The sequence below is a fragment of the Pseudorhodobacter antarcticus genome (assembly GCF_900110135.1).
Lineage (GTDB): Bacteria > Pseudomonadota > Alphaproteobacteria > Rhodobacterales > Rhodobacteraceae > Pseudorhodobacter > Pseudorhodobacter antarcticus.
In genome coordinates this window covers 1-12,271 of sequence record NZ_FOCO01000065.1, presented here as the reverse complement: position 1 = coordinate 12,271, position 12,271 = coordinate 1, and the positions used below count along the sequence as shown (strand labels likewise).

7 protein-coding genes are annotated in these 12,271 nt (G+C 60.9%); 3 read left to right on the top strand and 4 right to left on the bottom strand.

The features are described 5' to 3' along the window. The first annotated feature begins 237 nt into the window (after positions 1 to 237). Positions 238 to 1,416: an efflux RND transporter periplasmic adaptor subunit gene (locus tag BMY36_RS17885; RefSeq protein WP_050519202.1), complete on the top strand. Its 1,179-nt coding sequence runs from the start codon at positions 238 to 240 to the stop codon at positions 1,414 to 1,416. Positions 1,417 to 1,426: 10 nt separating this feature from the next. Beyond that, positions 1,427 to 4,543: an efflux RND transporter permease subunit gene (locus tag BMY36_RS17880; protein WP_050519203.1), complete on the top strand. Its 3,117-nt coding sequence runs from the start codon at positions 1,427 to 1,429 to the stop codon at positions 4,541 to 4,543. Between the two features lie 167 nt (positions 4,544 to 4,710). Here the strand turns inward: BMY36_RS17880 and BMY36_RS17875 are convergent, their stop codons facing one another. The 4 genes from BMY36_RS17875 to BMY36_RS17860 form a co-directional block, all read right to left on the bottom strand. Beyond that, complete coding sequence (locus BMY36_RS17875) at positions 4,711 to 6,876, bottom strand: TRAP transporter permease (RefSeq protein ID WP_050519204.1); 2,166 nt, start codon at positions 6,874 to 6,876, stop codon at positions 4,711 to 4,713. Positions 6,877 to 6,989: 113 nt separating this feature from the next. Continuing rightward, complete coding sequence (locus BMY36_RS17870) at positions 6,990 to 7,967, bottom strand: TAXI family TRAP transporter solute-binding subunit (protein WP_050519205.1); 978 nt, start codon at positions 7,965 to 7,967, stop codon at positions 6,990 to 6,992. Positions 7,968 to 8,210: 243 nt separating this feature from the next. After that, on the bottom strand, positions 8,211 to 9,560 hold the full coding sequence (locus BMY36_RS17865; protein ID WP_050519397.1) for a sigma-54-dependent transcriptional regulator: 1,350 nt from the start codon (positions 9,558 to 9,560) through the stop codon (positions 8,211 to 8,213). Then, positions 9,557 to 11,461 (bottom strand): sensor histidine kinase, encoded by a 1,905-nt coding sequence (locus BMY36_RS17860; protein WP_074819029.1) that lies wholly within the window; start codon positions 11,459 to 11,461, stop codon positions 9,557 to 9,559. The genes BMY36_RS17865 and BMY36_RS17860 overlap by 4 nt, the downstream gene beginning before the upstream one ends. 543 nt (positions 11,462 to 12,004) lie before the next feature. Here BMY36_RS17860 and BMY36_RS17855 point away from each other — a divergent pair. Continuing rightward, the coding region (locus tag BMY36_RS17855) for a transposase (protein WP_175469292.1) at positions 12,005 to 12,271 on the top strand (267 nt) is incomplete at its 3' end.

Sequence of the window (12,271 nt, the reverse complement as noted above, 5' to 3'; positions counted from 1 at the left end):
AGGCCTATGCGAGCAAAACAGAACCTATGAGAATGGCAGCCTGAAATGAAACCATGATCCACCTTAAAAGGGCTGCAATGTGGTCGAAGAACTAGGACCACCTCTGACAGCGCCCGGCCGTGGGTGTGGGCCACACCCACGCGCATGAAAAGCCTTTTCTGGCGGGGTTTACGCGCTATATTTGGAACGTGACCATCGCGGTTCGCAAAAATCTGGGGTGGATCACGGGGTGCGGTCATGTCGATACTGAAACAAGTGCTGATAACACTGGCGGTTTGTGTGGTCGGGTTTGTCGGGCTGATAGCTTTTATTCCCGCCGCTTTGCCCGTGCTGGACCGGCTTGGCCTGCTGGCCCCCTTTGGCATCACGGTGCCGCAGGCAGACGCCCCCGCAGGTGGCGCATCAGGCGGTCCCGGCAGGCGTGCCGCAGGGCCTGCCAAAGTTATCGCAATGGCCGCCACCAGTGATAACCTGTTTGATGAAATCACCACGATCGGCGACGGCCAAGCGCGCCACAGTGTCACTTTGCTGCCCGAAGTGCCGGGCGTTTTGTCCAGCCTTGGCGCGCAATCGGGCACCTATGTGCAAGCGGGCAGCGTGATTGCGACCTTGCAAAGCGATATCCAGCAAATCGAATTGGAACGCGCGCAATTTTTGATGCAAGATGCCCAAGATACGGTTGACCGCGTGACAGCCCTTGGCGCGGCCGTGCCCGCCATTCAGCGCACCACCGCGGCCCTGGCCCTGCGCAGCGCCGAATTGGACCTGCAAGAAGCGACATTTGAACTGGCCCGCCGCCAAATCACCGCGCCCATTTCGGGCTGGGTGGGCATTATCGCGCTGACCAATGGCGACCAAGTGACCCCCACGACCGAGATCACGCAGATCGACGATCGGTCGCAAATTCTGGTGGAATTTCGGGTGCCCGAACGCTTTGTGGGGCAAATCGCCTTGGGGGACGCGGTGCAAGCCACCCCGCTTGCCCGCCCACAAGACATACTGCGCGGCACTGTCACAGCGCTGGACAACCGCGTGGACCCCGCCAGCCGCACGTTGCGATTGCAAGCGGCGCTGGACAACAGCGACGACAGTTTGCGCGCGGGCATGGCGTTTCGCATCACCTTGTCCTTTACGGGTGAGGCGTTTGCGTCAGTCGCCCCGCTTGCCATTCAATGGGGCAGCGATGGCCCCTTTGTCTGGGTGGTGACGGAGGGCAAAGCCGCCAAGCAGAAAATCACCATCATGCAGCGCAACAGCGATGCGGTGTTGATCAGCGGTGACATCGCCCCCGGCGCCCAAATCGTGACCGAAGGCGTGCAAAACCTGCGCCCGGGTGCCGAGGTGGAGGTGCAGACCACAGACGGGCAAACCACAGGCGGGCAAGCCCAAACCACAGAACCCGCCCCGCGCGGATAGGAGGCAGCACATGGCCATCACCGCACAATCCGCCCTCGCATCATCAACCGCGCTGTTCGTGCGCCGCCCGATATTGGCCTTTGTGCTGTCGGCGATGATTATTCTGGCCGGGCTTGCGGGGTTGTTTGGCGCGGAAATCCGCGAATTGCCCGATGTGGACCGCCCCGTGATCACCGTCACCACCAACTTTTCGGGCGCATCCCCCGAAACGATCGACCGCGAGATCACGGCCCAAATCGAAGGGGCGGCGGGCCGGGTGTCGGGGGTCAAATCCATCTCATCTTCCTCTCGGTTCGGGCGCAGCCGGGTGACGATTGAATTTGGCGATGATGCCAATCTGGACGTGGCCGCGACCGATATGCGCGACGCGATTGGCCGCATTTCCAACGACCTGCCCGATGGGGCCGATGACCCCCAAATCGTCAAGGCCGATGCCAATGCCGAAGCGGTGATGCGGGTTGCGGTAACATCGGGCAGCCGCAGTGCGCAGGATTTGACCCAATTCGCGCAAGACGTGATTGAAGATCGTTTGGTATCCATTCCCGGCGTGGCCGATTTGCAAATTTATGGCGACCGGGATGCGGTGTTTCGCGTTGATATTGATCAGATGCAACTGGCAAGCCGGGGGTTAACGCTGGCCGATGTGCGAAACGCCCTGCGCAACGTGGCCTTTGATGCGCCCGCAGGCGCGCTATCATCCAGCAGCCAAAGCATTGTGGTGCGGACCACGGCCACCGTGACCAGCCCGGCGGCGTTCGAGGCGTTGACCCTGCGCGACGGCATCACCTTGGGCGATGTGGCGACCGTGACGCTGGGACCGGCACCCGGTGAAAGCATTCTGCGCGCGAATGGGCAAACCGGCCTTGGCCTTGGGATTATCCGGCAGGCGCAAAGCAACACGCTGGAAATCTCAACAGCGGTGCGGGCTGTGGTGGCGGAATTGCAGCCGCTGTTGCCTGCAGATATTAGCGTTTTTGTGACCAGCGATGATGCGGTGTTCATCAACGGGTCGATCAATGAGGTGGTGAACACCTTGATCATCGCGATTTGCATCGTGATCGCGATCATCTATCTGTTTTTGCGCGATGTGCGGGCCACGATCATTCCCGCCGTGACGCTGCCCGTGTCGCTGATCGGCACCTTGGCCGCGATTTATCTGGCGGGGTTTTCGATCAACATCCTGACCTTGCTGGCGCTGGTTTTGGCCACGGGCATGGTGGTGGATGATGCGATTGTGGTGCTGGAAAACATCGTGCGCCGCAGGTCTGAAGGGATGGGCCCGCGCGCCGCCGCCGTCTTGGGCACGCAGCAGGTGTTTTTCGCGGTTGTTACCACCACCGCCACGCTGGCCGCCGTGTTCATTCCGCTGTCGTTTTTGCCGGGCCAAACGGGGGGCTTGTTTCGGGAATTTGGCTTTACATTGGCGATGGCGGTTTTGCTGTCATCGGTGGTGGCGCTGACGCTGTGCCCGGTGCTGGCCAGCAAGATGCTGAAGGGGCACACAGGCGGCCCCGCGCCGCGCGGGCCGATGATTTGGCTGGGCGACCGATTGGCTGCGATCTATGCCGCCAGCCTGCGGGCGTGTTTGTCGGTGCCTTTGTTGGTGGTCGCGGTGTCTGTGGCGTTTGCGCTGGTCGCGGGGCTGTCGTTCGGGTCCATCCGCCAAGAATTGACCCCGCCCGAAGATCGCTCGCTTGCGCTGATGCGGGTCACGACGCCGCAAGGGGTGTCTTTGGATTACACAGCGGGAAAGATGCGCGAGATTGAGGATTTGATCGCGCCCTTGCGCGCCTCCGGCGAGATTGAGAATGTGTTTTCCATCGCGGGCACCGGGGCGGACAATCGCGGGTTTGTGGTGATGACGCTGGCAAAATGGGGCGACCGCGCGCGCAGCCAGCAGGAAATTGTGGGGCAGTTGAACGGGATGGTGGCAGGCGTTGTTGGAGTGCAGGCCTTTGCTATTCAGCCCAATTCGCTGGGAATCCGCGGTGCGGGGCGGGGCTTGTCCGTCGCGCTGACGGGCACAAATTATGACCGGCTGGCCGAAAGTGCCGATAAAATCATCGAACGGATGGAGGAAAACCCCGCCTTTGGCCGCGTCACCTTGGGGTATGAAACCACGCAGCCGCAGCTGTTCATCGCGGTGGACCGCGACCGCGCGTCCGATCTGGGCGTGAACATCGACGGGCTGGGTGAGGCGTTGCAGGCCGTGCTGGACGGGCGCAACGTGGGCACGGTTTTCATTGATGATCGCAGCTTTGACATCAAGATGGTGTCGACCGCCGACCCGGTGAATGACCCCGGCGATTTGGAACGGATTTTCGTGCAGGCGGGCAACGGCCAGATGATTCCGATTGCGAGTTTTGTGACGCTGCAGGAACGCGCCGTGGCCCCCGAATTGGGGCGTGAAACCCAGATGCGGGCGGTCGAAATCTCGGCCAGCCTGTCGCCGGAATTGTCGCTGGGCGATGCTTACGCGCGGGTGTTGGAGATTGCGGCAGAGGTGGCACCTGAAGGGCAGCGGATTATCCCGCTGGCCGAGGCGGCGACCCTGACCGACACCGCGTCGGGGTTGGTGATTGTGTTTGCCTTTGCGATCGTGATCGTTTTTCTGGTGCTGTCCGCGCAGTTTGAAAGCTTTGTTTCGGCGCTGATTATCATGGCCACGGTGCCGCTGGGGCTGGCCTGCGCGGTGTTTGCGCTGCTGGCCACGGGGGGCAGTTTGAATGTGTACAGCCAGATCGGATTGGTGTTGCTGATAGGGATTATGGCCAAGAATGGCATTTTGATTGTCGAATTTGCGAACCAGCTGCGCGACCAAGGAAAATCGGTGCGCGACGCGATTTTTGAAGCGTCGACGGTGCGGTTGCGGCCTGTGATGATGACAATGGCATCCACCGTTTTGGGGGGCTTGCCGTTGATTTATTCGGCGGGTGCGGGCGCGGAGGCGCGGGAGGCGTTGGGCTGGATTATCGTGGGGGGTTTGGGGTTGGCGACGCTTTCGACCCTGTATTTGACCCCCGTCGCCTATCTGATTTTTGCGCGGTTTTCCAAGCCGAAGGCGGAGGAAGAGGCGGTTTTGGTGGCGGAGATGGAAGCGGTGGGGCGTGCGAACCCTGCGGAATAAGGCTGCGGTATCGCGCGCGATGCGGCATGTAAGTATTTGAAAACGCTGCGTATCGGGTTTTTTGTTAACCAAATATTAGGGTTTGGAGCGCGATTTCATCCCTGCGACATGATAAGGGGCGGCAGAATAATCTGCCGCCCCGTTTTGTTTGCCCCCGCTTGCGCGCGTTAATCAGAACCATGCGCGAGGGTGGTGGGAGTGACGTATTTCTTTTGCCACGCCCAGACCGCCACCGCGACACCAAAGCCGATGACATCGGTAAACCAACTGCCCTCAATCATCGACAGGGCGGCGACCATCAACACCACGCGCAGCACGGTGGAAAGCTGGCCAAAGAACCAGCCTTGGACCGTGCTGGACAAAAGGAAGATGCCAAGGCCAGCGGTGGCGACCACATGCAAAATCTCTAGCCAAGTGCCTTGCATCAACAGGGCGGGCGAGGTGAAGAACATGAAGGGCACGACGAAAGCGGCAAGCCCCATCTTGAAGCTTTCCACAGATGTTTTCATCGGGTCCGATTGGGCAATCGCAGCCCCCGCATAGGCGGCAAGCGCCACGGGGGGGGTGATTGCGGACATCACGGCAAAGTAAAAGATGAAAAAATGCGCGGTCAGGGGTTCAATGCCCATTTGGATAAGGCCCGGCGCGATCACAGAGGCGGCCACAGCATAGGCCGCCGTGGTGGGCATGCCCATGCCAAGCACGATAGAGACGATCATGGCGAAAAACAGCGCAACCATCTGGTTTTGATCGGCCAGACCCAGCAACAGCGACGAAAACCGCGTGCCAACCCCGGTGAGGGCGATGACGCCAACGATAATCCCTGCGGCAGCGCACACCGCGACCAGTTGCAGCGACATTTTGGTGGCAATTTCCAGCGCGAACAAAATCGCCTTTGGCCCCATTTTATAGGGGGTGAGCCAACTGACCACGGCGGCTGCGGCCATGGCAAGCGTGCCGGCGCGGATCACCGAATAGCCCATGAACAGCGCCGCGATCAGAATGATGATGGGCAAAAACAGATAGACCTGTTTCGCGAGTTTGGAAAATTGCGGCAGTTCGTTGCGCGGCAACCCTTTCATCCCATATTTTTGGGCGTAAAGATCGACGTTGAAAAACACGCTGGCAAAGTACAACAGCGCTGGGATGATCGCTGCGATGACAATTTCGGAATAGGCGATGCCCGTGATTTCGGACATGATAAAGGCCCCTGCCCCCATGATGGGCGGCAAGATTTGCCCGCCCGAGGATGCAGCCGCCTCTACCGCCGCGGCCGTTTGGGGTTTGTAACCGACACGTTTCATCAACGGGATGGTGAGCGACCCTGTGGCGACCACGTTGCCCGCCGATGTGCCGTTGATCATGCCCATCAGGCCGGACCCGAACACCGCCACTTTGGCCGGGCCGCCGCGCTGGCCACCCGCCGCCGCAAAGGCGAAGTTGACGAAATATTCGCCCACGCGGCTGGCCTGTAGGAACGCGGCAAAGGCCACGAACAAGATGATATAGGTGGAGGAAATGGCGGTGGTTGGGCCAAGGATGCCTTGGTCGGTATAGATGTAGGTGAAGAACCGCGAGGCGGAATAGCCTTTGTGCTGCAACACGCCCGGCAGCCACGGGCCGACAAAGCTGTAAAGGATAAACACCCCCGCGATGATGACAAGGGCGAGGCCCGCAAGGCGGCGCGTCACCTCCAATATCAAGATCACGCCCGCGATGGAGGTGAGCATGTCGGCGTCTTTGGCCAACCCGGTGCCCGCGCGCAGACGCAAGAACGGCGCGTGATAGATGATGTACAAGGCCACGGTGATTGCGGCCAGCGCAAGGAATGCATCGGTGGGGTCAATGCGGGCGCGGTCGCGGCCCGGCACAAACCAGCCCATAACCAAAAGCCAGACGATGCCACCAATCAGCGGATAGCCGTAGCTGGCAACCATTGCGGTTTTGCCAGCGGCCTGATCGACGCCCAGATCGGTGATGAAAAACGCCGCGGCCTGCACAAAGGCCAGCGTGACGGCAATGGCACCCGGCGCAAGCAAAAGGAGGTAGGATTTATTGGCCATCGCCTGCTGTTCGGTGGGCGTTTTGGCATAAGTGCTGGAGGAGTAGAGGAGGAACGCAAGGGCCAAGCCGCCGCCCACATGGATGAGGCGGTAGGTCCAGGGTTCCAACGGATACAGGTTCATGACCGCGATGTGAAAGCCGCTGTAGAGGACGCACAGGGTGGCCGCGATCAGAGCCATGTGCCCGATGGGCTGGCGCTGGTTGGCGGTGAACACCTCGGCGTCGACACCGTCTGCGATCAGATCGGGTTTGGTTTGATCGGTGGTCATGGTTGGTCCCCCCCGGACGTGTTGGTTTTTTGGCCCGCGCGATCTTTTGCCGCTGCGGTTGGAACGGCCCGGATGAGGGTTTCATCCGGGCCGATTTAGCGTTTTAGGGTTGGTTACTTCAGGTTGTCAGGGATGGTGATCCCTTTTTCGGTGAAGTAGCGCACCGCACCGGGGTGGAACGGCATGAAGCTGTTTTTATCCCAGTTTGCCAGCAGGGTTTCGGATGCTGCGGCGTGGATTTGGGACATGCGGTCTGGGTTTTCCATCGCCAATTTGGTAATTTCATACGCCAGTGTTTCGGGCATGCTTTCGTTTGCAATGGCAAAGTTCCACAGGGCCACGGTGTTTTGGTCGTAATCATGGCCTGCGTAGGTGCCCGATGCGATGGTCAACGGGGCCATTGCGGGGAACGCCTCAAGGATTTTTGGCAATTCGGCGTCGTTAAAGCCGAACATGACGACATCTTGTTCCGCAGCGATTTGTGCAAAAGCCGAGATGGGCACGCCAGCCGCAAAGGCGAACGCGTCGATCAAGCCATCAGCGAGTTGGCCGACAGCATCGGCGGCGCCTGCGTTGGAAATGGTCGCATCAACCCCCAAAGCGGAGATGAATTGCGGCCAGTAGGTGCCCGGTGTGCCGCCTGCGGGGCCAACCGACACGCGCTTGCCTGCCAGATCGGACACCGAGGTGATGCCGCTGGATTTCAGCGCGACCACTTGGAACGGGGTTTGGTACATGGGGAACAAAGCGCGGATGGCGCGGTGTTCAAGGCCGGGTGCCAGTTCGGATTTGCCGTTCCATGCGTCATAGGCGGGGCCCATTGTGACCAGACCCATGATGTGATCGCCAGTTTCCACCAGTGTCACGTTTTGGACGGGGCCGCCGGTCACTTCGCCTGTTGCGGAGATGCCCAACGCCTCAGCGATATAGGACGCAAAGCCATTGCCATAGATGAAATAGGTGCCGCCTTGGCTGGCGGTGCCGATGGTCATGGTGGCGGGCCAGCCAGTTTTATCCATTTCCTGCGCGGAAGCGCTGGAGAATGTCAGGGCGACAGCAGCGGCGGTGGCCGCGAGTAGGTTGAATTTCATGTTTTCCTCCCCATGAATGGTTTTTGCGTGCCTCGGTTGTGTCGAGGTCGTGCCGTTTGGATATGTGATCCTGCGGCGAGCCTGCGTAAAGGACCGCGGGCGGGGGGGTGAGATCAAGGGGGATGATGGGGGTTTGGGGACCGGGGGGGGCGATTTGGCGCGGGGATGGGTGGATTTGGGGACATATGCGGGGATGGGTGTACCGATTCCCCCCCATTTGCGGCGTTATTCGGGGGCGCGGCCTTACTCGGGGGCGGTGTCGCCATCATCTGTGAAATCGGATTTGGACAGCCCGTGTTTTTGCATCTTTTCATACAGGGTTTTGCGCGACAGGCCGAGGCCTTCATAAACCGCGCGCAGGGTGCCTGCATGGGCGGAGAGGGCAGATTCGATTTCGCGGCGTTCAAAATCGGCCACGCGGTCGGACAGGCGCTGGGGGGGCGCGTCTGTGGGGTGGCCTGCGGTTTCAAGGCCGAGGACGTAACGATCGGCGGCGTTGCGCAACTCGCGGACATTGCCGGGCCAATCGCGGGAGGTGAGGCGCGCGATCATCAGCGGCGGCACGGGGGGGGCGTCGCGGCGGTGGCGGCCTGCCGCCTCATCCACCAGTTTTAGGAACAGAGTGCCAATATCTTCGCGGCGGGCATCAAGCGGGGGGACGTGCAGCGTGACCACGTTGAGGCGGTAAAGAAGGTCATCGCGAAACCGGCCTGCCGCCGCTTCGGCGTGCAAATCGGCGCGGCTGGTGGCCATGAAACGCACATCCAGCGGATAGGTGTCGTTGGAGCCAAGGCGCGTCACCACCCGGCTTTCGATCACGCGCAGCAGTTTGGCCTGCACGGCAAGCGGCATGGACCCCAGATCATCCAGCAAAACGGTGCCGCGCTGTGCATGTTCGAATTTGCCATAACGCGCGCGCACCGCACTGGGAAACGCGCCGATTTCATGGCCGAACAGTTCGGATTCGATAAGATCGGCGGGCAGTGCCGCGCAATCAATCGCCACAAACGGCCCGGCGGCGCGGGGTGACAGGTCGTGCAGCGCGCGGGCGGCAAGTTCCTTGCCAGCGCCCGTGGGGCCGATGATCAGCACGTCCGCCTCGGTCGGGCCCAAGGTGCGGATGCGGCGGCGCAGATCAATCATCGCGTTTGATCGCCCGGCAAGCCGGTATTCCAGATCATCGACCTGCCCGGCGGCGGCGCGCAAAGTGCGGTTTTCCAGCACCAAACGGCGGTACGCAAGGGCGCGGGCCAAAATCTCGGTCAACTGGCCGGCGGCAAAGGGTTTTTCGATGAAATCATGCGCCCCTTCGCGCATGGCGCGCACGGCCAGTTGCAGATCCCCGTGGCCGGTCATCAGGATCACCGGCACCTCGCGGTCAATCGCGTGGATGCGGTTCATCAGGGTCAAACCGTCGATGCCGGGCATGCGAATATCGGTCAGGACCACGCCGGGAAAGCCGAACCCAACCAGATCTGCCATATCTTCGGCGCTGGCAAATTCACGGGGGGTGAGGCCCGCCAGATCAAGCGCTTGGGCGGTGGAGGCGCGCAGATCGGGGTCATCATCGACAACATACACCGGGCCCATCATGCGGCCTGTTCCGGCTGTGTGGTGGTTTGTGGCGCGGCGTTTTCTGGCGCGTTTTCCGGCGCAATTTCGGGCGCGTTTTCGGGGATGGCGGTGCGCAGGTCGATGATGAATTCAGCGCCTTGGCCCGCCCCATCATCCGGGGTGCCATGCGACAGGTTGCCGCCAAAATCACGGATGATATTGTAGGAAATCGACAGGCCAAGGCCAAGGCCCTTGCCCACCCCTTTGGTCGAAAAGAACGGGTCGAAAATGCGGTCTGGCAGGCCGGGGGCGACACCGGGGCCGTGGTCGCGCACCGATATGCGCAGGCCCGTTGGCGTGGCGCGCGCGGTGATGGCGATGTGGCGGTTTGCCGTGCCTTCGACTGCATCCGCGGCATTGGTAAGGAGGTTGACCAAAACCTGCTGCAGCCGCACCGGCCCGCCTTGGACATGGGGCAAATCGGGGGGCAAATCGACGGTCAGGTCGACGCGGGCGGCGCGCAGGCGGGGGTTGGTGATTTCAATCGCCGCCTCTACCACCTCTGCCACATCGACCGCGCGCAGTTTTTGGTGCGGGGCGCGGGCAAAGCTGCGCAGATGGCCGCTGATCGACGACATGCGGTCGATCAGGGACAGGATGCGGGTTAGGTTGTGGCGCGCCTCGGGCAATCTGTCGCGGTCCATCAAGACCAAGGCGTTGTCGGCGTAAGTGCGGGCGGCGCCAAGCGGTTGGTTGATTTCATGGCTAAGGGCGGCGGACATTTGACCCAAGGCTGCCAGTTTTCCGGCCTGCACCAGATCGGATTGGGCGCGGCGCAAATTATCCTCGGCCAAGATGCGTTCGGCCACCTCGCCTTCCAGCGTCGCGTTCACCTTTGCCAATTCCCGCGTGCGTTCGGTGACGCGCTGTTCCAGCTGCGCGCGGGCGGCCAGTTGCAGCCGCAAGCTGTCGCGCAAGGCGGCGCGGCGTTGCAAAACCACGGCCCCCGCCATCGCCGCAAGCCCCAGACCCAGCATGACCACAAACGCAAGGCTGAGGGCCTGCGTGCGCGCGGCGGCGGTGTTAAGCATGACGCGGATGGTCCAATCCGCCTCGCGCACGGGGCGTTCAACCATCAGATATTCGTGGGTGGTACCGCTTTCGGTCAAGGTAAGCAGGTGTTGGCCGGCCTGTTGGTGGCTGGCCGCGACAGGCAAGGCGGGCAGCGGCAAATCAGCGTAGCGGCGGTGCAACGACAAAGCCGCGCGCTGCGTTTGGGTCAGCGGAGTAAGCGCGGTAAAGCGCCAGCCGGGATTGGAGGAGAGAAACACCACCCCTTCGGGATCGGTGACAAGCACCTGATAATCCGCGCCGCGCCACGCCTTTTCAACCAGATCAAGGTCGATTTTCACGACCAGCACGCCGCGAATGTCGCCCGCGACCCGCACCGGCGCACCGAAATAATAGCCGCGTTTGCCAGAGGTGGTGCCAAGCGCGTAAAACCGCCCCTCGCCCCCATTGATCGCGTCGCGGAAATAGGGGCGAAAGGCAAAATTTCCGCCGATAAAGGGTTTTTCGGCGTCAAAGTTAGAGGCGGCGCGGGTGATGCCCGTGGCATCCATAAAGTAAATATCGGACGCGCCCAGCAGGGTTTGGATGGTTTGCAAATAGCGGTTGGCGGCATCGGCGGTGATCAGGTTCAACGGGTCGGTGGCGATGGCTTTGACCAAAGGATCATCGGCGATCAATTCGGGCAAGCGTTCAAAACGCTCCATCTGGCCGCGCAAGGCGAGTTCGGCAAGGGTCAGCGTGTTTTCGCCGCGCCGCGCGGTGTCGCCCAGCAAACGGTCCAGCGATTGGGAATAGGTCAGGCTGCCGAGAGCGAGCAAGGCCGCAAGCGCGGCCACCGCCGCCAAGGAAAAGACCGAGGGGCGGCGCATTATGGGTTTACCCGCGTGTTGTCCGTGCAGAACATGGATGCCCCTTTTGCTGCGTTGCTGCAGGGTATGCGCGATGGGCCCATCGGTTCAAGCTGCGTTTTGGGGTGTGAGATTGGCGATCCCGGGAGGAATCGAACCCCCAACATCCTGATTAGAAGGTCACTGTTCTACATCCCCAACAGCTTGTTCGTGAACGGTTTTTCACCACAAGTTAAGTCGGTATGCAATTGTGTGGATGGGTCATAAGGGCGCAAAGCCATATGATTCGCGTCCGTGATGCCGCCGCATAATGCATTGTTTTTAATTCATAATTTATAAGGGGCTGAGAGTGGGGAGGCATAACCATGCGCACCTGGACGATAACCATGCACACCTTTTGAAAAAAGGGCAAAAAGAAAGGCCCGCATGAAGCGGGCCTTTGACTTACTTTTCATGAGATGGGCTACTTCGACTTAGGCGCCTTCTTTTGCCGCGTCTTCTGGCTCTGTTGCACAAATCCCATGAGGGATTCATCTTGTGAATCCAGCATGGTAGCTGTGTGGTATGAGTAAACCGACACCCCTCGCCTACAAGACCAGGAACTGGTCCGCCTATAACGAAGCGCTCAAGCGTCGTGGCTCGCTGACGATTTGGTTCGATCCCACCATGACCTGGGAGGCTGCGCCGACCGGAAAACGTGGCCGACAGCCCGACTACAGTGACGCTGCGATCCAGACATGTCTGACGATGAAAGTACTGTTCGGCATGGCGCTGCGGCAGACGACGGGGTTTGTCGAGAGCCTCCTGCACCTGATCGACTTGGATTGGGCG

Excerpts from the sequence above, each read along its gene's own strand:
- BMY36_RS17885 (WP_050519202.1), top strand. The coding sequence starts at position 238 with ATGTCGATACTGAAACAAGTGCTGATAACACTGGCGGTTTGTGTGGTC.
- BMY36_RS17880 (WP_050519203.1), top strand. The coding sequence starts at position 1,427 with ATGGCCATCACCGCACAATCCGCCCTCGCATCATCAACCGCGCTGTTC.
- BMY36_RS17860 (WP_074819029.1), bottom strand. The coding sequence starts at position 11,461 with ATGCGCCGCCCCTCGGTCTTTTCCTTGGCGGCGGTGGCCGCGCTTGCG.
- BMY36_RS17870 (WP_050519205.1), bottom strand. The coding sequence starts at position 7,967 with ATGAAATTCAACCTACTCGCGGCCACCGCCGCTGCTGTCGCCCTGACA.
- BMY36_RS17865 (WP_050519397.1), bottom strand. The coding sequence starts at position 9,560 with ATGATGGGCCCGGTGTATGTTGTCGATGATGACCCCGATCTGCGCGCC.
- BMY36_RS17875 (WP_050519204.1), bottom strand. The coding sequence starts at position 6,876 with ATGACCACCGATCAAACCAAACCCGATCTGATCGCAGACGGTGTCGAC.